Source organism: Saccharopolyspora gloriosae, from assembly GCF_022828475.1.
Classification (GTDB): domain Bacteria; phylum Actinomycetota; class Actinomycetes; order Mycobacteriales; family Pseudonocardiaceae; genus Saccharopolyspora_C; species Saccharopolyspora_C gloriosae_A.
The window spans coordinates 4,163,357-4,185,269 of the sequence record NZ_CP059557.1 but is presented as its reverse complement, the minus strand read 5'-3'; the positions used below and the strand labels follow the sequence as shown (position 1 = coordinate 4,185,269).

At 70.5% G+C, this 21,913-nt stretch carries 18 protein-coding genes; 13 read left to right on the top strand and 5 right to left on the bottom strand.

Annotated features, from left to right (window positions below; genetic code table 11):
* The first annotated feature begins 83 nt into the window (after positions 1 to 83).
* Positions 84 to 758 carry a VOC family protein gene (locus tag H2Q94_RS18035; protein WP_243788362.1) on the top strand — a complete coding sequence of 225 codons (675 nt, stop codon included), beginning with the start codon at positions 84 to 86 and terminating at the stop codon, positions 756 to 758.
* Here the strand turns inward: H2Q94_RS18035 and H2Q94_RS18030 are convergent.
* Positions 755 to 1,777, bottom strand: a complete 1,023-nt coding sequence (locus H2Q94_RS18030; protein ID WP_397545362.1) for a tyrosine-type recombinase/integrase — start codon at positions 1,775 to 1,777, stop codon at positions 755 to 757. The two genes, H2Q94_RS18035 and H2Q94_RS18030, sit on opposite strands and share 4 nt — an antisense overlap.
* A 127-nt stretch (positions 1,778 to 1,904) precedes the next feature.
* Between H2Q94_RS18030 and H2Q94_RS18025 the strand changes: the two genes are divergently transcribed.
* The 7 genes from H2Q94_RS18025 (at position 1,905) to H2Q94_RS17995 (ending at position 9,347) form a co-directional block, all read left to right on the top strand.
* Positions 1,905 to 3,017 (top strand): AI-2E family transporter, encoded by a 1,113-nt coding sequence (locus tag H2Q94_RS18025; protein ID WP_243788361.1) that lies wholly within the window; start codon positions 1,905 to 1,907, stop codon positions 3,015 to 3,017.
* A gap of 97 nt (positions 3,018 to 3,114) precedes the next feature.
* Positions 3,115 to 4,098, top strand: a complete 984-nt coding sequence (locus H2Q94_RS18020) for a DUF4185 domain-containing protein (RefSeq protein ID WP_243788360.1) — start codon at positions 3,115 to 3,117, stop codon at positions 4,096 to 4,098.
* A gap of 92 nt (positions 4,099 to 4,190) precedes the next feature.
* A complete protein-coding gene (locus H2Q94_RS18015) occupies positions 4,191 to 4,562 on the top strand; it encodes a MazG-like family protein (protein ID WP_243788359.1) in 372 nt (123 codons plus the stop codon).
* Positions 4,563 to 4,754: 192 nt separating this feature from the next.
* Positions 4,755 to 5,417, top strand: a complete 663-nt coding sequence (locus tag H2Q94_RS18010; RefSeq protein ID WP_243788358.1) for a trimeric intracellular cation channel family protein — start codon at positions 4,755 to 4,757, stop codon at positions 5,415 to 5,417.
* Positions 5,418 to 5,498: 81 nt separating this feature from the next.
* The gene (locus H2Q94_RS18005) at positions 5,499 to 6,758 is read left to right on the top strand and encodes an amidohydrolase (protein ID WP_243788357.1); all 1,260 of its coding nucleotides are present in this window, start codon (positions 5,499 to 5,501) and stop codon (positions 6,756 to 6,758) included.
* Positions 6,759 to 6,843: 85 nt separating this feature from the next.
* Entirely contained in the window at positions 6,844 to 8,058 is a 1,215-nt protein-coding gene (locus H2Q94_RS18000; RefSeq protein WP_243788356.1) for a TerC family protein, read from the top strand.
* Positions 8,059 to 8,471: 413 nt separating this feature from the next.
* Entirely contained in the window at positions 8,472 to 9,347 is an 876-nt protein-coding gene (locus H2Q94_RS17995; protein ID WP_258718716.1) for a 3-hydroxyacyl-CoA dehydrogenase family protein, read from the top strand.
* Positions 9,348 to 9,419: 72 nt separating this feature from the next.
* Here the strand turns inward: H2Q94_RS17995 and H2Q94_RS17990 are convergent, their stop codons facing one another.
* Genes H2Q94_RS17990 through H2Q94_RS17980 form a run of 3 tightly spaced genes read right to left on the bottom strand, consistent with a single transcriptional unit; the run spans position 9,420 to position 12,468 of the window.
* Positions 9,420 to 10,304, bottom strand: a complete 885-nt coding sequence (locus H2Q94_RS17990; protein ID WP_243788354.1) for a sensor histidine kinase — start codon at positions 10,302 to 10,304, stop codon at positions 9,420 to 9,422.
* 35 nt (positions 10,305 to 10,339) lie between these two features.
* Entirely contained in the window at positions 10,340 to 11,122 is a 783-nt protein-coding gene (locus H2Q94_RS17985; protein ID WP_243788353.1) for a response regulator transcription factor, read from the bottom strand.
* Entirely contained in the window at positions 11,119 to 12,468 is a 1,350-nt protein-coding gene (locus H2Q94_RS17980; RefSeq protein ID WP_243788352.1) for a helix-turn-helix transcriptional regulator, read from the bottom strand. The genes H2Q94_RS17985 and H2Q94_RS17980 overlap by 4 nt, the downstream gene beginning before the upstream one ends.
* Before the next feature lie 217 nt (positions 12,469 to 12,685).
* Here H2Q94_RS17980 and H2Q94_RS17975 point away from each other — a divergent pair, with 217 nt between their 5' ends.
* Entirely contained in the window at positions 12,686 to 15,328 is a 2,643-nt protein-coding gene (locus H2Q94_RS17975) for an AAA family ATPase (RefSeq protein WP_243788351.1), read from the top strand.
* 157 nt (positions 15,329 to 15,485) lie between these two features.
* Here H2Q94_RS17975 and H2Q94_RS17970 read toward each other — a convergent pair whose 3' ends face one another.
* Complete coding sequence (locus H2Q94_RS17970) at positions 15,486 to 16,169, bottom strand: helix-turn-helix transcriptional regulator (protein WP_243788350.1); 684 nt, start codon at positions 16,167 to 16,169, stop codon at positions 15,486 to 15,488.
* Positions 16,170 to 16,725: 556 nt separating this feature from the next.
* Here H2Q94_RS17970 and H2Q94_RS17965 point away from each other — a divergent pair.
* The 4 genes from H2Q94_RS17965 to H2Q94_RS17950 all read left to right on the top strand — a co-directional run bounded on the left by H2Q94_RS17965 (position 16,726) and on the right by H2Q94_RS17950 (position 21,822).
* Positions 16,726 to 17,664, top strand: coding sequence for a metallophosphoesterase (locus H2Q94_RS17965; protein WP_243788349.1), 939 nt, complete (start codon positions 16,726 to 16,728; stop codon positions 17,662 to 17,664).
* Between the two features lie 410 nt (positions 17,665 to 18,074).
* Positions 18,075 to 18,557 (top strand): (2Fe-2S)-binding protein, encoded by a 483-nt coding sequence (locus H2Q94_RS17960; protein WP_243788348.1) that lies wholly within the window; start codon positions 18,075 to 18,077, stop codon positions 18,555 to 18,557.
* Positions 18,550 to 19,530, top strand: a complete 981-nt coding sequence (locus H2Q94_RS17955; RefSeq protein ID WP_243788347.1) for an FAD binding domain-containing protein — start codon at positions 18,550 to 18,552, stop codon at positions 19,528 to 19,530. The genes H2Q94_RS17960 and H2Q94_RS17955 overlap by 8 nt, the downstream gene beginning before the upstream one ends.
* A 12-nt stretch (positions 19,531 to 19,542) precedes the next feature.
* Positions 19,543 to 21,822 carry a xanthine dehydrogenase family protein molybdopterin-binding subunit gene (locus H2Q94_RS17950; protein ID WP_243788346.1) on the top strand — a complete coding sequence of 760 codons (2,280 nt, stop codon included), beginning with the start codon at positions 19,543 to 19,545 and terminating at the stop codon, positions 21,820 to 21,822.
* Positions 21,823 to 21,913: the final 91 nt, after the last annotated feature.

Here is a 21,913-nt window from a genome sequence, read left to right as displayed (position 1 = left end):
GAATGGAGCATTGTCCGTTCCACTTTCGGAGGACAAGATGGAGCCTTAACGGCTCTTGTTCGATCCCGAAGGACGACCCCGCTGTGCCCCAGCCCACCGCCGTGCGCGGTTTGCGTCGCGTTGAACTGATCACCACCGACCCGGAGGGCGCGGCGCTGTTCCACCAGAACCTGCTGGGCTGGCGGATGTGGGGCTCCGCGACGAACGGTTTCGAATGCTGGGTCGGCGAGCGGCACTGCGCCACGCTGCGGCCCGCCACGCACGGTGTGCGGCCCGGTTGGTACGTGGTCTTCGCCGGCGCGCGCCACGACGGGGACCTGGTCGGCCCCGATGAGGTCACCGCGCGGATGGTCACCGGCCGCGCCCAGCACGGCCCGTGGGCGCCCGCGCCGCGCCGAGGCGAACCCTGCTGGGTCGAGCTGTGCACCGGTGTCCCGGACCGGGCGGACGCGTTCTGGGCGCCCACGCTCGGCTGGAACGTGGACGGTGCGCGCTACCTCACCGGTGGCCGCGCAGTGGCCGCGCGATCCGGGCGAGCCGTCGACGGCCGCTGGGACTGGGTGTGCCACTTCGCCACCGAGGACGTGGACCTCGCGGCCGACCGCGCCGTCGAAGGCGGCGGCCGGGTGGTCGAAGGGATGCGGCACCCGGTGCTCGGCGACGTCGTCCTGATCGCCGACCCGCACGGCGCGGTGTACGGACTCGCCACCGAAACCGGCCGTTGGGGCGGCTCACCATCTGAAGCCTCCGGCCGCTAACCCTCGCGCGGAGCCAGTTCGCCCAGCACCTGGTGGGTGCGGTTCGCCCGCACCGTGAGGCGTTGTTCGCGGGCCGTGACGTCGATGTAGGTCTGGCTGGAGTTGATCGACGCGTGGCCGAGGAGTTTCGCGATCTCCGCCGCGTTCGCGCCGTCCTCGGCCAGCCGGGTCGCGAACGTGTGCCGCAAGGCGTGCACCATCGCACCGCGCTGCACCCGATCGGAGATCCCCGCGGCGCGCAGCGATTGGCGCACCAGGTACTGCAGCCCGCCACGGCGCAACGGCTCGCCGCGGTGATCCACGAACAGCGGTTCGGCACCGGGCAGCCGGTCGCCGAACCGGACCCGGCGCGAACTCAGGTAGCTGCCGACCACTTCGTCGAGCGCGCCCTCGATGGGGATGGACCGGTTCTTGCCGCCCTTGCCGCGCACGTGCAGCCGCCGGTCGCCGGGCCGCCCCGCCAGCGACGCGACGGTGAGATCGAGCAGTTCCGCCGAGCGCACCCCGGTGCACAGCAGCACGGCCAGCACCGCCAGGTCCCGCTCCGGCCACGGGTTCCGGGCGCGGCGCCCGCCGTCGGCGACCAGCCGCAGCAGCCGCTCCGGGGTGTCCTCGCCCTGCAGCGGCTTCGGCGTTGACGGCGCGCTGCGCGGTTTCGGCACCACCTGCATGGGGTTGCCGCCGACGGCGCCTTCGATGACGAGGAACCCGAAGAACCCGTTCCACGTCGACCACGCCCGCGTCACCGAGGAGGCCGACCGAGCGGCGGCGTGCCTGGCGAACGCGGACCGGAGCTCCGATGCCGTCACCGCCGTCATCGGCAGTTCCCCGACGCGCGTCCCGGTGAGCTCCGCGAGTGCCGCGCCCACCGAATCGAGGTCGAGCCGGTAGGCCCGCAACGAGTTCGCGGCGAGCTTCCTGGCCTGCAGGTGCTCCAGGTACACCTCCATCCAGCGCGCCACCGAACTCCCGGTCGCCTCCCGCACCGCCCGCACCTCCACTCGAACAGAAATGATCACCCACCCTGATGGAACCAGAACCCACCGACAACCACGCCCGGGTGGGGTGCGGCATGTTTAAACGTGGCCGGATTCGGCCGATCTTGGGCGGGTGGAGGACGCGGTGGACGAACAAGAAGGATCGGCCGTGCCTCGGGGACTGCGCGTCGCCGGGGCCGTCAGCTGGCGGCTGCTGGTGGTGGCTGCGCTGCTCGTGGTGCTCGGCCGGATCGCGGTGGTGCTCGCCGAGCTGGTGATCTCGCTCGGCGTCGCCATGCTGCTCGCGGCGTTGCTCGCGCCGCTGGTGGACCGGCTCGCCCGCATCGGGGTGCCGCGGACCTTGGCGACGGTGCTCACGCTGCTGCTCGGGCTCGTCGTGGTGGGCGGGGTGCTGACGCTGGTCGTGCTCACCGTGATCAACGGACTGCCGGGGTTGCAGGAGCAGGCCGCGCACACCGTCGAGAGCGTCCACCAGTGGCTCCGGAACGGGCCGCTGGGGCTCAGCCAGGGACAGCTCGATCAAGGGGTGCAGCGCGTCACCGACTTCCTGCGCGGCAGCCAGAACAGTCTCACGGCGGGGGCGCTGTACACCGCGAGCACCATGCTCAGCGTCGGCAGCGGACTGCTGATCACCCTGTTCACGCTGATCTTCTTCTTGCGCGACGGGCGGTCGATCTGGCGGTTCGTGCTCAAGATGACCGTTCCCGAGAACGTCCGGGAGCGGGTCGACGTGGCCGGGCGGCGCGCGTTCGAATCGCTGGTCGCCTACGTGCGGGCGAGCGCGGCGGTGGCGCTGATGGACGCGGTGGGCGTCGGCGTCGGGTGCGCCATCGTCGGTGTGCCGCTGTCGGCGGCGCTGGCCGCGCTGGTGTTCATCGGCGCGTTCGTGCCCTACGTCGGCGCCATGATCGCCGGTTCGATCGCGGTGCTGATGGCGCTGGTCACCACCGGCCCGCTGCCCGCGCTCATCGTGCTGGCCATCGTCGTCGGCGTGATGCAGCTGGAGGGCCACGTGCTGCAGCCGCTGATCCTCGGGCACGCCGTGCGGCTGCATCCGCTGGCCGTCGTTCTCGGCATCACGGCGGGATTCCTCGGCGCCGGAGTGGCCGGTGCGGTGTTCGTGGTGCCCGCCATCGCACTGCTCAACGCGGGAATCCGCGCGCTCGCCGAACCCCCGGCGGACTCCGGCGACCCTGCTCCGCAAGAGCCGGAGGACGCCGACGAGCCCGGAAGCACCGAGGACGCCGACGAGCGTGCGTGAGCCCGCTCCCGGCGTGCGATCACAGGGGCATCCGCACCTACAGTCGGGGCCACGGCGCCGGAACGGCCGGTGCGAGTGCGAGAGGACCGTGACGCTGGTGCACAAGGTGAAAGACCTGACCGGCCCCGGAGTGACCGACCGATTCGGCATCGGCGGCACCGACCTGGGCGTCATGACGACGGCGCCGGACGGGCGGATCGTGTCGGTGTTCGGCGACACGTTCGAGCGGCCCGGGGTCGGCGGGCCGGGCTGGCGGTCACCGGTGGTGCTGTTCGCGGACGCGACCACCGCCACCGGCGGCGTCGGGTGGACCGGCTCCATCGGCCCCGACTCGTACGCGGGGCAGGCGCTGCCCTACGAGCACGACACCGTCATCCACGGTCGCCACGTCAGCACCGTCATCCCCACCGACCTGATCACCGTCGGGGGCACGATGTACCTGCACGTCATGGTGTGCCAGGGGATCGGCAACGTGCACTGGACCGAGGTGCACAGCTCCGTCGACAACGGCGAGACCTGGCAGCACACCGGCACCACCTGGCCCGGCGACCTGCACGGCGGGCTGTTCCAGATGCTGACCTGGGGTCTCGGCGACGACGGTTTCGTGTACGCCTTCACCACCGGATTCCGCCGCGACCAGGGACTGCTGCTGCACCGGGTGCCCGCGGACCGGCTCACCGATCCGGGCGCGTGGGAAGGCTGGGGATTCCGCGACGGCGTGTGGGCGTGGGGCAATCCGCCGACCGTCGCGCTCACCGGTGCTTACGGCGAGCTGTGCTTACGTCCCGTCGGCGGGCGCTGGCTGCTGTCGCTGTTCAACGCCGGTGACTACCGCATCGACGTGCTGAACATGGACGTGCCTACCGCGAACCTGTACGAAACCCCGCGAGCGACCGCCGTGCACGGCTCCGCCTGGGACGGCGAGGACCACGCCCGCGGCCACGTCGCGCAGCTCTACGGCGGCTACATCGTGCCGGGTTCCACTCTCGACGACCTGCACCTCGTGGTGAGCCAGTGGAACACCGAGCACAACTGGCCGTACAAGGCGATGCAGTTCGCCGGATCCGCACCGAGGTTCTGACCGGGCGGTTCGGCCTCCTCGGTCGTCGATCTCCGGGTCGGCGATCGGGGACGGTGCGGCGCACCGGAATTCGCCGTCGATACCGTGACGGCATGGACAGCATCGCTGAGCTCCGAGCCCGGTTGCGCGACTTCGCGCAGGAACGCGACTGGGGGCGGTTCCACACCCCGAAGAACCTCGCGATGGCGCTCAGCGGCGAAGCGGGCGAGCTGATCGCGGAACTGCAGTGGCTCGACGAGACCGCCGTCGCCGACGGGCTCGCACAGGGCGCGCTGAAGGGTCGGCTCGAGGACGAGGCCGCCGACGTCCTGCTCTACCTGGTCCAGTTCGCCGAAGCATCGGGAATCGACCTCGTCGAAGCGGCGCACGCCAAGATCGACCGCAACGAGTCCCGCTACCCGGCCCACCTCGCCCACGGCACCGCTGCCAAGCAGGCCGACCTGCACTCCCCACCCGAAGCCTGACCCCGGCAACCGCAGAAGCCTTCTAGGTGAATGCCACCTTCACCCGCTCCGACCGGTCGAATGGTCCGGTGACTCCACCGGCGCCATCGGGCGAACGTCCCCTTTGGCCGGTCACGTCGGGCAACGGGGACATTCACTCGGGCTGGAGCGGCTGGTGGGTATGGGGGCCGGGGGCGCGTGCACACTGCTGGTATGCCGGAGCCGTCGTCGCTGTTGCTCGTGCTGGACCTGGTGGGGACGTTCGCTTTCGGGCTCAACGGCGCGCTCACCGCGGTGCGCGCCGTCCGGGTCGACCTGGTCGGCGTGCTGGCGCTGGGAATGACGACCGCGCTGGGCGGCGGCATCATCCGCGACGTGCTGATCGGCTCGGTACCGCCCGCCACGTTCAGCGACCTCACCTACCTGGGCGCGGCCGCCGCGGGAGCGCTGGTGGCGTTCTTCCTCAGCATTCCGCTGGAACGCTTCACCACGATCATCGTCGTGTTCGACGCCGTGGGTCTGAGCGTGTTCTGCGTGACCGGCGCGACGAAGGCGCTGGACTTCGGGCTCGGCCCGGTGCAGGCGGTGCTGCTCGGCGGCATCACCGCCGTCGGCGGCGGCACGGTGCGGGACGTGCTCATCCGGCGAGTCCCGGCGGTACTGGTCAGCGACCTGTACGCGGTGCCCGCGCTGGTCGGCGCGGCGATCGTGGTGGCAGGCACGTACGCCGGGTTCGCCCCGCTGCTCGGCGTGCTGGCGGCGTCCGCGGCGTGCTTCGTGATCCGGATGCTGGGCGTCGTGTTCGAACTTCAGGTGCCGTCCGCGTTGGGCCGGCGACGTGCGGACGACGACGGGGACGAGCCGGGCGGGCGGTGACGGCTCCGGTTCTCGACCAAGCGAGCGGACGCGGGACTCAGCACAATTCCGGTACCGACCGCCGAACCGAGAGGAGCTCCCGTGACGACCACGTCACCTGCTCAGGCAGTCCTGAGCGGCGGAGACACCGGCTGGCTGGAGGATTTCTACCAGGACCTGCACCGCCACCCGGAGCTCTCGCACCAGGAGCACCGCACCGCCTCGAAGGTGGCCGAACGCCTCGGCGAATGGGATTTCGAGGTGCGCACCGGGGTCGGCGGCACCGGTGTGGTCGGGGTGCTGCGCAACGGGCCGGGACCGACGGTGCTGTTGCGCGCCGACATGGACGCGCTGCCGGTGCGGGAGGCGACCGGCCTGCGCTACGCCAGCACCGTCACCACCGACGGCGACTCGCCCACACCGGTGATGCACGCGTGCGGGCACGACGTGCACGTCACCTGCCTGCTCGGCGCCGCGCAGCTGCTGGCGGCAGGGACCGGGCACTGGAGCGGCACTGCGATCGCGTTGTTCCAGCCCGCCGAGGAGACCGCGGACGGCGCCCGCGGCATGGTCGAGGACGGGCTCCGGTCGATCATCCCCGCTCCGGACGTGGCGCTGGCGCAGCACGTGCTGCCGTTGCCCGCCGGACGGGTCGCGACCGGCAGCGGGCCGGTGCTCGCCGCCGCCGACAGCATGCGGATCACCGTGCACGGCTCCGGCGGACACGGATCGATGCCGCACACCACGGTCGATCCGGTCGTGGTCGCGGCGATGATCGTCGTCCGGTTGCAGACGGTGGTGGCCCGCGAGGTGCCGCCGGGCGAGCCGGTGGTGCTGACCGTGGGAAGCGTGCAGGCCGGGACGAAGAGCAACGTCATCCCGGACACCGCGGTCATCGAACTCAACGTCCGCACCTACGGCGAGCAGGTGCGCACCCAGGTGCTGGATGCGATCGACCGGATCGTCCGCGCCGAGTGCGTGGCCTCGCGGTGCCCGAAGGAACCCGAATTCGAGGTGTTCGGGAGCTTCCCGGTGACCGAGAACGATCACGAGGTGACCGAGCGGGTCACCGGCGCGCTGCAGGAGCACTTCGACGACGTCGGGGAGATGGGGCGGTGGACGGCGAGCGAGGACTTCGGTGATCTTCCCGCCGCGTTCGACGCCCCCAGCACGTATTGGGCGCTCGGCGGCGTCGACCCGGAGGGCTACGAGCGGGCGGCGCGGCAGGGACGTGTCGCGCAGGACATCCCGGCGAATCACTCGGCGAAGTTCGCTCCGGTGCCGCAACCGACGCTCGACGCGGGCACCCGGGGGCTGGTGGTGGCGGCGCTGGCCTACCTGAAACCGGAAGCGGACCGTTGAGCGGCGTGGGCGCGTCCCGGAATCCGCGTCGCACCGGCCGGTCGCCGGAGCCCGTGGAACTCATCGTCGGCAGGGCGGAGTTGTCATGAACGTACCGGGCTGGGTGTGGCTCCTGACGATCATCGCGGTCGTCGGGTTGCTGCTGTTCGACTACATCTTCCACGTGCGCAAAGCGCATACGCCGAGCCTGCGGGAGGCGGCGGTCTGGTCGGCCGGTTACGTCGGCATCGCCCTCGTGTTCGGGCTCGGCGTGCTGGTGTTCGGCGGTGCCACGATGGGCGCGGAGTACTTCGCCGGGTACGTGACGGAGAAGGCTCTGTCGGTGGACAACCTGTTCGTCTTCCTGATCATCATTTCGAGCTTCAAGGTGCCGCACGCGGATCAGCAGAAGGTGCTGCTGTTCGGCATCGTGTTCTCGCTCATCGCCCGGACCGGATTCATCTTCCTCGGTGCCGCGCTGATCAACTCGCTGGCCTGGGTGTTCTACATCTTCGGATTCATCCTGCTGGTGACCGCGGGGAATCTGCTGCGGCCCGCCGGCTCCGAGGACCGCACCGCCGACAACATCATCATCCGGATCGCCGAACGCATCTTCCACACCACCGACGAGTACGACGGCGACAAGCTCACCACCATGGTGGACGGGAAGCGGACGCTCACCCCGATGCTGCTGGTGATGGTCGCGATCGGCGGCACCGACGTGCTGTTCGCGCTGGATTCCATCCCGGCCATTTTCGGGCTGACGCAGAACGTGTACCTGGTGATCACCGCGACCGCGTTCTCGCTGCTGGGTTTGCGGCAGCTGTACTTCCTCATCGACGGGCTGCTGGACCGGCTCATCTTCCTGTCCTACGGGCTCGCGCTGATTCTCGGCTTCATCGGGGTGAAACTCGTGTTGCACGCTTTGCACGAGAACAATGTGCCGTTCATCAACAACGGCATGCCGTTGCACGTCATCGAGATCAGCACCGGCCTGTCCCTGACCGTGATCATCGGGGTGCTGGTGATCACGGTGGTCGCCTCGCTGATGAGTCCGAAGGGCCGGGCGCAGAACGCGGTCTCCGGTGCTCGCAGGCACGCCGTGGCCTATCTCGACGAGGGATTCGAGACGGATCCGGCGAAACGGGAGCAGATCTACCAGAAGCTGCTGGATGAGGAGCAGCAGATCAGAAAGCTCCCGGAACGACATCGCGCGGTCATCCGGGAGGAGTCGCAGCTGATGGGCCTGTTGCATCGCGCGCACGAGCGACACCGGGAGATGTCCGGTCCGGGAACGCGCGAGGCGGAGGGCGATTCCTGATCCGCGCGCGGGGAACGTTCCTTCTCGGCTGAGCTCGAAGGATTTGCTGCGGCAAGTCGAAAGTGATTTTTCGGGCGCGTTTCGCTCCGGCGATTTCCCGCTGCGATCCGGGCCGTTCCCCGGAACCGGCCGGGGTGCTCGAGCTCCCGTGGCCGGCTTGGTCCATGCGGTCCTCGCAGCGCATCGCTCCACAGCAGTGTCGTTAGCCGAAACGGGGGATGGGTCGACGGTGCTTTCGGGGGTACCTGCTTGATCGCCTACCGAATGGACGGTTAAAAATGGGTGCCTGCCAACGCGATTGAGCGAGCCGGGCAAGAGGATCAGCGCAACGCCGGATGTGATCCGGAATCCGCGGCGCACTCGCTCCGCGACGGCTGTACGACAGTGCCGACACCGGGAGCGGAGCCCCGGTTCTGGAAGCGGAGGAAGTCATGGCCACGTCAGCAATTCCGGCGAAGGTCGCCGTGATCGGTGGTGGACAGATGGGTTCGGGAATCGCGCGGACGTACGCCATCGCGGGCGCCGAAGTATCCATTGTGGAAAGAGGGACCGCTGCGGCGGACATTGCCGAGAAAAGGCTCTCGGACGCCGTCCAGAAGGACGCGAAGCGGGAGAAGCTGGACGACCCGGATGAGCTGCTCAGCCGCTTGAACGTGATTCCGGAGCTCGCCGATCTCCCCGCTGGTACGGAGCTGGTGATCGAGGCGGTGCCGGAAGTGGCCGAGACGAAGGTCGAGGTGCTCTCCGGCGCAGAGCGGTTCGTCGATGCGGAGGCGGTGCTCGCCAGCAACACGAGTTCGCTGTCCGTCGCCGGACTTTCCGCCGCACTGCGGCACCCGGAGCGATTCCTGGGCATGCACTACTTCAACCCGGTTCCCGCTTCGAAACTCGTGGAACTGGTGGCAGGCCCGAGCACCACCGAGGCCGTCATCGGCCGGGCGCGCGGCTGGGTGCGCGTCCTCGGCAAAACGGATCTGCTGGTGCGCGACTCGCCCGGTTTCGCCACCAGTCGTCTTGGCGTGCTGCTGGGACTGGAGGCGATCCGGATGCTGGCGGAGGGCATCGCCGACGCCGCATCCGTGGATTCCGCGATGGAACTGGGCTACCGGCACCCGATGGGTCCGCTGCGCTCCACCGACCTGGTCGGGCTGGACGTCCGCCTGGCGATCGCCGAACACCTGCACGCGACCCTCGGCGAGCGGTTCGCGCCACCGCAGCTGCTGCGCGACAAGGTCGCGCGGGGAGAGCTCGGCCGCAAAACCGGCCGCGGTTTCTTCAACTGGGAGTGACGCAGTGCCGCATTCCTCACCCGAGCGCCGGGGTTTCTCCAGCAGAGCGCCGGAATCACGCGGCACCGGCGCTCAGCCGAGCGGAATCCGGAGGTGTCGGCGGTGCCGGTGCGGCAGCAAGCGGGCCATCAATGTGCCGTGATGCGCGCGAATGATCTCGTCGGCCACTGCGAGTCCGATGGCGTCGTCGCCGGCGCCGGTATCGGCGGCGGCCTGGCCGGGTTCGGAGTCGATGGTCACGACCGCCCGGTCCGCGTCGATGCCGGTGCTGATCGATACCGTCCCGCCGTATCCGCCGTGGTGGATCGCCGTGATGACCAGCGTGCTGAGGGCCTCCGCCAGCATCGTCCGGTCGGCGGGCACCTCGACGGATTCGACGTCCACCCGGAGCGTCGTTCCGCGTTCCGCGGCGATGGTGCCGAATCGGGCCGCGACTTCGCGCGCGAGGACGTCCAGTTCCACGGGGGAGGGGCGCGGATCCAGTCCGTCGGCCTGGATCCGGGACAGCCGAAGCAGACCGTCGAGCTGATCGCCGAGCCGGTCCAGGTCGGTGCTGATCCGCCCGAGGTGGCTCTGCTGCTCGCTGGGAGCGTCGGCCTGGGCGGACTCCACCGTCGCGCGCAGCCTCGCCAGCGGAACCCGCAGGTCGCGCGATACCTCGGCGACGACGTCCCAGCGCGGAGGCGCGGTGGTGCGACGCGCCGCGCCGACGGTGACCGGACGCCCGTCGACGCGGCGGAGCAGGCCGATGTTGAGCGACACCAGCGCCGCCACGCAGGCCGCCGACAGCTCGATGGCGGCCTGTTCCGGGGAGAAGCCGAACAGCGCGACCACCACACCGGTGCTGGTGATCATCGCGAGCAGCGTGATCAGCACGATCCCGAGCAGCGGCCGCACGAGCGGGAATCGCCGCAACAGCACCGAACCGAGCAGCCCGATGCCGGTCGCCTCGCACAAGGCGACCAAGGTGATGAGAAGTGGATTGGCCTCCATTACCGCGCGGCGTCCGGTGGGTCGAAGCGGTAGCCCACGCCCCACACGGTCACCAGGATCTTCGGCCGGGACGGGTCGTCCTCGATCTTCTCCCGCAGCCTGCGCATGTGCACCGTGACCGTGGAGGCGTCGCCGAAGTCGTAGTTCCACACCTCACTCATCAGCTCGTCCTTCCCGAACACCTGGTTCGGATTCCGCAGCAGGAACACGAACAGGTCGAACTCCCGATTCGTCAGCGTGAGGGGCCTGCCGTTCTTGCTCACGACCCGGGAACTCTCGTTGACGACCAGATCGCCCGCGGACAGTTCCGGTGCCGGCCGCTGCGGCGCCGGGACGACCTGCGTGCGCCGCAGCACCGCGTGGATGCGCAGCACGAGTTCGCGTCCGCTGAACGGTTTGGTGAGGTAGTCGTCGGCTCCCGCGATGAGCCCGCGCAACCGGTCCTCCTCCTCCGCCCGGCCGGTCAGCATGATCACCGGGGTGGTGGTCTCCGCACGGACCTGCTCGCAGAACCGGATTCCGTCCAGGCCGGGCAATCCGACGTCCAGGACGATCAGATCCGGGCGCATCCGCCGGAACAGCGCCATGCCCGTCGGACCGTCGGAAGCGACGATCGAGGTGTAGTCCGCACGGTGCAGGTATCCGGTGATCACTTCGACCACGTCGGGATCGTCGTCCACCAGCAAGATGCAGCGGCGCGCGGCCGACGGGTCCTGATGGGGGATGGCGGCTCCGGCATCACCCGGCCACCCTATCGACGGTCCGATCATGGTCGCGGTCACGACGCCCACCCCAGTCCTTCCGCCGGACTCGTGTCGCGCAGCCGCATCGTCACCAGTTCAACGCGGGATCGACAGCCGGTTCGCTTGAACAGCCGGGTCAGCTGCTTCTCCACGGTCTTCTCGCTCACTCCCAGTTCGGAGGCGATCTGCCGATTGGTGCGGCCGGCGCCGATGAGGTCGACGATGCGGTATTCCGCGGCCGTCCAGGACCGTGCGTCGGGTGCGCAGGCCGGCGATGCCGCCACCGGCCGCAGGGACGCGACGGGAGCCGCGGAGCCGAGCGCGCGGATCCGCCGCACCGTGCCCGGACGCGCCCCGGCTGCGGAGTCGGCGAGCGCGGCGCACACGCAGGACAACCGCCCGTCGACGTCGGCCACCAGCAGTTCCGATTCGACGAGCCGGTCCAAGGTTCGGCCGCAGACGGTCAGGTCGGTGTCGAGCGCGTCGGCCACCGCGGGCAGGTCGTCGATGTCGAGCGCGACCACGGCGCTGACGGCGGCCAGCAGCCGGGGCGCCACCTCCCCGAGGTCGTCGGCGCGGCACAGCAGGTCGTGCTCCTTGGGCAGCGGCAGCGGCGATCCGGAATCGCGCAACCGCGTCCGGCCGCCGTCGGTGGTGAGCCGCCCATCGCGATGCAGCTGTTCGAGGGTGCCGAGCACCGTGCCCGGATTTCCGTACAGCGGCCCCAGCGCTATGCGCAACGCGCGGAGCAGATCCGGGTGCACGCCGGCGCCGACGGTGGCCGCGATCTGCCGCTCGTCGAGCGGGCCGAGGTCGATCACCTCGTCGGCGATCTCGGCCAGCTCCGCGGCGCCCGGAGTGGCGGGCTCGCGCACCGCGGCGACCACCAGGCAGCCGGGGCGGCGCGCGGTGATCAGCAGCAGCGCAGGGTCGACGAGGTGGTCGACGTCGTCGAACAGCAGCGCCGTGGGGCCGAGCCTGCCGAGGCGGTCGAACACCTCGGTCAGCTCGGCGACCACGGCAGGCTCCTCCGCCGGATCCGCGGCAGCTCGGGCGCGGGACCGGGCGAGTTTGCTGATCCGATCGATCAGGCTGGGGTCGGCGAAGCGGTCGAAGTGCACGCGCAGCGTGTGCAGCACCGCGTCGAAACCGTTGATGAGGGTGCCGGTGACGGGCCGTACCTGCGCTGCCCGGACACCTTCGGTGATCCAGCGCCGGGTCGCCGTCCGCAGCAGACTGCTGCGGCCGCTGCCCGCGGCTCCGCGTACGACGACCAGCCGCCCGCGTGGCGCGGACTCCCGCAACGCGCCACGCAGGGCGGCCAGCGCGCCCTCCCTGCCTTCGAAGCCCTCCCCGACTTCGAAGGCCGTGTCCTCCCGAATCACGTCCGTTCTCCTTCGCGTCATCCCCCCGATGACATGGCGTTGATCTTCTGTTTAGCACCGCTCGGGGGCGTTGTGGTGCCCGGAAAGAATGTCGAACGGATCATTTAAGAAATACGTAATCGGTCACATAACAGCTGGTGGCAGAGTTCACGGACTCATGAGAGAGCTCCCCGCGAAATCCGGGAGTGCGACTCGCCGCGGCCGCGATAATGGGGGCATGGTCAGTCCTCGATCGCTCTTCCTGTGTCGGCCGGGTCCGACGGGCGCGGACGGCAGGATCCACGGCCGGGCCGAAGCGCTCGACCGGATCGTCGAGTCCTGCACGGACGCTGTGCCGCTGGTGCTGGTCACCGGTCCGGCCGGAGTCGGCCGCAGCGCCGTGCTCGCCCAGGCGCGCGACCGCGTCGCCGAACGCGGAATGTCCACAATGGATATTCCGGTGGTGTGCGGGGGCCTGGACGTTCCGGAGGTGGTCGGCGGCATTCCCGGCGCGCTCGGAGCCGAACCGGAACCCGGCGAGTCGCCGTGGGCGACGTTGCACCGCGTGCTGTCCGGCCGGGAAAAGCGCGTGGTGGTGTTCCTCGACGACGCGCAGCGGCTGTCCCCGCGCTCCGTGCACCGGATGCTGGGGGCGCTTCGCGGGCTGGTGCGGGCTCCGATCACCTTCGTCTGCGCGGTCCGCACCCCGGCGGAGCCGGCAGCCGCACCGGCGGAACCGATCGCCGATCTGGCGCGCGTGGTGCGGCTGCGCCCGCTGTCCGCCCGGGCGGTGCGCGGCATGCTCGTGGACCGGCTGGGTGCGAAACCCGTGGCAGGACTGACCGAAACGCTGCGCGACGAGTGCGGCGGCAACCCCGCCGTGGTGCGCGCCGCCGTGGACGGCTATCTGCGCGGCGGCGTGCTGCGGGTGGTCGATCAGCACGCGCACCTGGTGCCCGGCCAGGTGCCGGAGCAGCCGAGCGGTGAGCAGGTGCCCGCGGTACCCGGTGGCTTCGACTCGGGCGGGCCGGCCTTGCGGGTGCTGCGGGCGCTGACAGTGCTGCATCCGTTGCGGGACGCGGCGCCGGCCCTGATCGCCGAGGCCACCGGGTGCGGCGAGGACCAAGTGCGCCGACTGCTGCACGACTGGTGTGCGCGCGCAGTGGTGCTGCCGGATCGGAGCGGCGGGTTCCGATTCCGGATTCCGATGGTGGCGGCGCTGCTGACCGCGCGACTCGGGCTGTTCGAGCGCCGACGGATCTCACAGCTCGCGGTCGCCGCGTTGAGCACGGGCGCCGCGACCGCGCCGGACGAGCACTACCTCGCCGATCGGCTGGCGGAGGCGGGCAACCTCATCGACCGGGACCGCGCCATCGTCGAGTTGCGGCGTCGCGCTGACGAGGTCGCCGCCGTTGATGGGGTGCGCGCCGAGCGGTGGCTGCGGGCCGCGGTGAAGCTGTGCACCGACCCCGCGCTGCGCGCGGAGACGCTGCACCGGCAGGTGGTGAGCAGTGCTCGGCATGCGCGCTCGCACGACGCCACCGGGCTCGCCGATGAGGCGTTGCGCGCCGATGCGCGGTGGCTTCCCGACGCGGCGGCTCAGGAGCTGCGGATCATCCGGGTGCTGGGGCTCGCCGGTGCCGGAGATCTGGACGCGCTCGGCGAGTCGGCCGACGGCGCGGACGGGGCGGACGTCGTCGTGCGTGCCGCCGCGCTGTGCCTGCTCGACCGGTGGCGCGAGGCGTACGACCTGCTCGGCGGGAACCAGTGGCGGCACCACGACGCGAGCACCGTCCTGTTCGGACGCTTGCTGCGCGAGGTGTCCGGTGCGCTGCTCGGGCTGGACTCCGCTGATTCCGAGGAGCCGCCCCGGCCTGCCGGGACCGGTGCGGAGGTCGCGGGCAGGTTGCTGGACGCGGTCACGCTGCACACCGGAGCGGACCTGGTGCCGTGGCTCGAGCCGGGGCCGAGCGCGCCCCGGAGGGCGATTCGATCGGCGCGTGCCGGCAACTGGGACGACGCCCTCGGACGGTGCCGCGCCGCGCTCGTCGCCGAGTCGGTGCACGGCCCGGTGCCGGGGATGACGGTGCTGTTCAGGGAGATGGCCACGATGCTGATCGCGCGCGGCCGGTTGAACCGAGCCGCCGCCGTGCTCGCCGAAGCGCGCACCAGGAACCTGCCGATGCCGCACCTGCTGCTGCTCACCGAATCCGACCTCGCCGACCTGCTCGGCGAACCCGAGCGGTCCCGCTCGCTGCTGGAAGACGCGCTGCGCCGTGCCGCCGAAACCGGTGTCGTCGGCGGCACCGCCGAAGTGTGGCGGCGATTGGCGGCCTGGGAAGATCGCCACGGCAGCTCGGCCACCGCCGCGCGCTGCGCCGAGCGAGCCGGTGACGCCGACCCGGCACCGGAGGCCGTGCGGCTGGAGCAGGCGCTGGCACGAGCCGTCGCCGACTCGGACCAGGCAGCGGCCGCGGTGGCCGTCGAGGCCGCCGACCGCGATGACCCGTTCGGATACGCCACCACCGTGCTCACCGTCGCCGAACGAGGTCTCGCCGAGCTGGGCTCGCTGCGCGCGGCGTACCGGATCTTCGGTGAGCTGGACGCGCTGCTCCCGCGCGCCCGGATGCGCGCGCTGCTGCCCGCAGGGGAACTGGGCGAGCAGGGGCGTGCGGCCACGGTCGACGAGAACGAACGGCTGCTGGCCAGGCTCGTCGCGGAGGGACTGAGCAACCAGCAGCTCGCGGTGGTGCTGGGCAGCACCGAGAAGAGCGTGGAAGGGCGGCTGTCCCGGTGCTTCAAGCGCACCGGTTACCGCTCGCGGACCGAACTCGCCACGGCGACCGTCAACGACGAGCTCTACTCGGCGGATTTCGCGTAGCGGGTCCGGCGGCCGAACCTCAGCTGCTTCCTCGCCGTGGGGGGCGCTCCGCTTCCCGGCGACATCGCCGTTCTCGCGAGCAAGCAGCTGAGACCCCGCTGTGGTCCGGCCGCGCCGGTCAGCGGTGTCACCACCGGCAGGGACCGCGAACCGATCCTCAGATGACCCCGGTGCGGACCGCGTAGGCGACCAGGTGCGGCCGGTTCCGCATGCGCAACCGGTTCGTCATGGTGTAGATGATGTTCTTGACGGTGCGTTCCGAGTAGCAGAGCCGATTGCCGATCTCCTCGGTGTCGCAGCCTTCGGCGATCAACCGCACCACGTCGATCTCACGCGGGGTGAGTCCCGAGGTGTTCAGGCCACGCGGGGTCAGCACGTCCTGCTGCAGGGCCTGCACCTGCCGCAGCAGTTCGCCGAGCAGTTTCGGCGGGAGGGCGGCGCCACCGTCCGCGGCGGCCAGAACGGCCTCCTGCAGCCGGGCGGGGGTCGCGGAGTTGCGGTGCAGGATCGCCACGACCGTGCATTCCGTCGCGCTCAGCAGCTGGGCACTGTCGAACTCCCCGGTGACCAGCACGATGGGCACGTCGAACTCGGCGGCGGCGCGGCGGAGTCCGGCCACCGTCGAGGTGGTCACCGCGTCGACGGCGTAGACCAGCACGTCCACCTCGGCGGCGGTGGACGTCGAGGTCACCTGCAGCTGCTGCTGTCCCATCAACGTGCAGGTCAAACCGGTGAGGGTGATGGGGTCGGCGGCGCGGACCGCGATCCGCACCGGTTTCCGGGCGGAGCGGTCCGGCCGGTCACCGCCCGGTGGGGCTTCCCGCTCGATCTGGGTGGTCATCGCGCATCCTCCGAACCTGAACTACGAGTGGCGGACGGGCGCCGTGCCGCAGAGCGTCGCGGCACGGGTTCCGTACGGGCACCACCGAGTCTCCGGCGTGTTGAGCGCGGAATCGGATGATGGCGGTATGTGGCGGGGTTTCCCTCACAGTTGCCCGGTCGACGGGCCAGGCGACAGTACACCGGCCGTGCGGTGCTCCGGGCAAGGAAGCCGCATGAATGCGGTCCTTTCGGGTCGCGAGTCTGCCCTTTCGGCCGAAGCGGCGGGTGTCGGTGGCGAGAATTCGCCGCGCCGTGCGCGATCCACTCCGACGGTGGTTGATCGCGCATCCCCGGCGGCGCGAGGATTCCTCGAAACGCGATCCAGAGTTCGGAAGGCACGTCGTGTCCGAGCCGGGGACCGTTTCGAATCCCGCGATATTGCCAGGGGTGCCGTCCATATCTGGTAATTCACCCGAGTTCAGTGGCAATTCACCGGCTTGATGGCGGGGTTTCGGATCGACTCCACACCGCGTCGAAACGATGTCGCCGGTCGAACGTCGAATCGAGGAGCCGTAGTGAAGCCTGACCGTCGCCTGCTGTTCGCACTGGCCGCCACCAGCCTGACCGCCGCGACCGCGATCGCCGCGCCGAGCGCGCTCGCCGGCCCCGCGGACCGCGCGAACGAGTTGCCCGACCCCAGCACTTACGATGCCGCGATCGCCTGGCTGCCGGACACGCAGTACTACTCCGAGAGCTACCCGGAGCACTTCGACAACCAGACGCAGTGGCTGGTCGACAACGGTGCTCAGCGCAAGATCGGCTACGCGACGCACACCGGTGACATCGTCGACAACGCCGACCAAGAGGACCAGTGGAAGAACGCCGACGCCAGCATGAAGAAGCTGGACGACGCGAACTTCCCGTACGGCGTCGTCGAGGGCAACCACGACGTCAAGGGCCTCTACAACGACTACTTCGGTGAGAAGCGGTTCGCGGACTCCCCGGTCTACGGCGAGTCCCACAAGGACAACCGCCAGCACTACGACCTCGTCGACGTCGCGGGCAAGCAGGTCATGATGCTGTCGCTGACCTGGGACATGCAGGAGGAGGACTACGCCTGGGCGGAGAAGGTCCTCGCCGAGCACCCCGACACCCCGGTGATCATCAGCGTGCACGCCTACCTGAACACCGACGGCTCCTACGACCAGCAGGGGCAGGACATCTTCGACCGCATCGTCGAGCCGCACAAGAACGTGAAGGCCGTGCTGTGCGGGCACAACCACGGTGCCACGCACAACGTGAAGGAGACCGCCGACGGCCGCAAGGTCCCGGAGATCCTCGCCGACTACCAGAGCGGCCCCGAAGGCGGCCAAGGCTACCTGCGGCTGCTGCAGTTCGACATCGACGCTGGCAAGATGATCGTCGACAGCTACTCGCCGTCGAAGGACGACTCGAACTACTTCGACGGCGAGGACGACTTCACCGTCGACGTCGACCTGAACACCACCAAGTGATCCGCTGATCCGGTAGCCCGGATCCGCCGTCCCGTCCAGGGGCGCCCGCCGAACCGCGGGCGCCCCTGGAGGCGTTTCCGGGCTCGTCCACCACCGTTCGACCGGCGCATTGCCGAGATGGCTCTCGCCTGTCCGGCGAATCCCGCCGGAAGGCGGGGTCGCTGCTGCGCGCATGGGGAATCAGGAGTCCTCTTAACGGGACGAGTAGCGGATTCGCAGCCGGTGGCCGAAATCCGCTCCCGCGACCGCGGGTGGACCCTGGCGCAGGTGAAGATCACCGATGTATAACGGGGGAGCGTCGCGACATTTCGGCCCACGGTCATGAACCGGGCGTTCGATTCGCGCTGAAATGCCGGTCCGGCCTGGCCTCCGGGCGCCGCCGGTGATCGCACCGACGAGGATGGAGTCACATGCCAGCAACGGCCGACAATCGGGTTTCGGTCTCGCTCAACGTCAACGGCACCGAGCACGCCCTGGATCTCGACTCGCGGGTCACGTTGCTCGACGCGTTGCGCGACGAACTCGGCCTCACCGGAACGAAGAAGGGCTGCGACCAGGGTGCGTGCGGTGCGTGCACGGTGGCGGTGGACGGGGCGCGCAAGCTGTCCTGCCTGACGCTGGCCGCGCAGTGCGACGACCGCGAGATCACCACCGTCGAAGGCCTCGGAGCCGACGGTGAGCCGCACCCGGTGCAGCAGGCGTTCGTGCGCCACGACGCCTTCCAGTGCGGGTATTGCACGCCCGGTCAGATCATGTCCGCGGTGTGCCTGCTCGACGAGGGGCACGTCGGCTCGGACGAGGAGGTGCGCGAGCAGATGAGCGGGAACCTGTGCCGCTGCGGGGCGTACTCCAACATCGTGGCCGCCATCAGGGAGGTCGCGAAGAATGCGTGAGTTCCAGTACCTGCGCCCCGGAAACGTCGCCGAAGCGGTGGCCGCGGTCGAGGCGGATCCGGAAGCGTGCTTCCTCGCGGGCGGCACCACCCAGCTGGACCTGATGAAGGACGGGGTGCTCGCCCCGCGCACCGTCGTCGACGTGACCCGGTTGCCGCTGCGCGGGATCAGCCGGGACGGCGAGACGCTGCGCGTCGGCGCGATGAGCACCATGGCCGAGCTCGCGGCCGACCCGCTCGTCGTCGAACGGGCGCCCGTGGTGTCCGAGGCGCTGCTGGCCAGCGCCTCCCCGCAGTTGCGGAACATGGCGACCATCGGCGGAAACCTGTTGCAGCGCACCAGATGCCGGTACTTCCGGGACCCGTCGGTGGCGGCCTGCAACAAGCGGACGCCCGGCAGCGGATGCGCCGCGGTGACCGGCGGAGCGCGGATGCACGCGATCCTCGGGGCGAGCGCGGACTGCATCGCGGTGCACGGCTCGGACCTGGCGGTGGCGTTGACCGCGCTGGACGCGGTGGTGCTGGTGCAGGGCTCGGCGGGGACGCGGTCGGTTCCGCTCACCGAGTTCTACCGGGTGCCGGGCGCGAGCCCGGACGTGGAGAACGTGCTCGGCCACGACGAGTTGATCACCGGCGTGGACCTGCCGTTGCCCGCCGCGGGCGTGCGCTCCGGGTACCTGAAGGTGCGTGACCGCGCCTCCTACGAGTTCGCGCTGACCTCGGCTGCGGTGGCCGTGCGGGTGGCGGACGGCGTCGTGCGGGAGGCGCGCATCGCGCTCGGCGGCGTCGGCACCGTGCCCTGGCGCGCGAGCGAGGCGGAACGCGCGCTGCTCGGGCGACCGTCCACTGTGGAGTCCTTCGCGGCGGCGGCGGAGCTGGCCGTCCAGGACCCGTTCACCGTGGAGGGCACCGAGTTCAAGGTGGAGCTGGCCCGACGCACCCTGGTCCGCGCGCTGCGCACGGCGACGAGCTAGAAAGGGAACCGGATGGAATTCTCCCGCCGTTCCGCGCTGCGCGCGGGCGTGCTCGTGGCCGGCGCCGGACTGCTGCCCGCCACCGGCCCGGCCCGCACCGCCGCGGCGCAGGCTCGTGAGGTGCCCGCACTGGTCGGCGCCGGACTGAACCGGGTCGACGGCCTGCACAAGGTCAGCGGCAGCGCCGACTACCCGAACGACGTGACCGAACCGGGCATGGCGCACGCCGCGCTGGCCTGCTCCACCATCGCCTCCGGGCGCATCACCGGCATCGACGTGGCCCGTGCCGAATCGGCGCCCGGCGTGCTCGCGGTGCTCACCCATCTGAACGCGCCGAAGATCCAGCGGCCGCCCGGTGAGCCGCCCGCGCCGTTGCAGGGCGATGTGGTCGACCACCACGGGCACTACCTCGCCGTGGTCGTCGCGCGAACCCCGCAGCAGGCGGCGGAGGCGGCCTCGCTGATCGAGGTGGACTACGAGGTGCGCTCCCCGGTGGTGGCGATCGACGACCCGCGGGCGCCGCGCGCACCGGCGGGCACCGACGTCGTCCGAGGTGACGTGCCCGGCGCGCTGGCGAGCTCCGAAGTGCGCTACGACGCCACCTTCACCACGCCCGCGAACACGCACAACCCGATGGGCCTGTTCAGCGCGGTCGCCGTCTGGGACGGGCCGCGGCTCACCGTGCACAGCAACAGCCAAGGACCCAGCTCGATGCGGGAGTCCATCGCCGCGGCGTTCGAGCTGCCCGCGGCCGACGTCACGGTGTTCGCGCCGTTCGTCGGCGGCGGCTTCGGCTCGGCCCTGCGGACCTGGCCGCACGTGCACCTGGCCGCGCTCGCGGCGCGCGAGGTGAACCTGCCGGTGCGGCTGGTGCTGACCCGGCCGCAGATGTTCACCGGCGTCGGGCACCGCACCGGCACGGTGCAACGGCTGCGGATCGGCATGGACCGGGACGGGACGCTGCGCGCGATCGACCACCGTTCGACGCAGACCGCCGCCGTGGACGACGACAACGTCGACCCCGTCACCAGCGGGACGGCGGTCCGCTACCGGTGCGCCAACGTCACCACCCGCGACGAGCAGGTGCGGCTGACCATCCCCGGGCCGTGCTCGATGCGAGCGCCGGGGGAGGCCCAGGGCAACTTCGCGCTGGAATCGGCCATCGACGAGTTGTCCTACCAGGTCGGCATCGACCCGATCGAACTGCGGCTGCGCAACTTCGCGGACATCGACCAGGACAGCGGGCTGCCGTGGTCCAGCAACGCGCTGCCCGAGTGCTACCGGCGTGGCGCTGAACTGTTCGGCTGGTCCCGCCGGCCCGCCGAGCCCGCGACGCTGCGCGAAGGCGACGAACTCATCGGCTACGGCGTGGCCACCGCGTGCTTCCCGTTCTTCGGGTTGCCGTGCGAGGCGTCGGTGACGGTGCTCGCGGACGGCACCGCCGTGGTGCGCAGCTCCACCGCCGAGATCGGTACCGGTTCCCGCACCGTCATCACCCAGCTCGCCGCGGGCCGCCTCGGGGTGGAGGTCGGTGCGGTGGGGTTCGAGATCGGCGACTCGCGGCTCCCGGCGGCTCCGCTGGCAGGCGGTTCCGGGCTCACCGGTTCGCTCGGGGCCGCCGTGGACACGGCGATTCTCCGGCTGTGGCAGGGATTCCTGGACCTCGTCGCCGATGATCCGGCCGCACCGCTGCGCGGTGCGCGGCTCGATCAGCTCACCGCCACCGACGGCAGGCTGCACCTCATCGACGATGCGGCCAGGGGAGAGACCTACGCGGCGATGCTCGCCCGCCACGGCAGGGGTGATCTGTCGGGAGACGGCGCGTTCGACCCGACGAGCCACGACGCCGGAGGCCTGGCCCGTGCGGGGGCGTTCGGGGCGCAGTTCGTGGAGGTGCGGGTCGACGCGGAGCTCGCAACGATCCGGGTGACGCGAATCGTGTCCGCCATCGACGGCGGCCGGATCCTCAACGAGAAGACCGCCCGCAGCCAGATCATCGGCGGTGCCGTCGGCGGCATCGGCATGGCGTTGTTCGAGGACACCGCCACCGACCCCGGCACCGGGCGGATCACCAACGCGACGTTCGCCGACTACCTGATTCCCGTCAACGGCGACGTGCCCGACCACGAGGTCGCCTTCGTCGGCGCCCCGGACCGCTTCAACCCGGTCGGCGTGAAGGGCGTCGGCGAAGTCGGTCTCACCGGTCTCCCGCCCGCCATCGCGAACGCCATCTACCACGCCACCGGCAAACGCCTCCGCTCCTTGCCGATGACCCTCGACGACCTCTTGTGAGCGACCGGTCCCGAGGTCGATGCCACCTTCGCCCGCCGGTCAAAGGGGACCATCGGATCCATCGCTGATTTCGAGTGAACGGTCCCGTTGA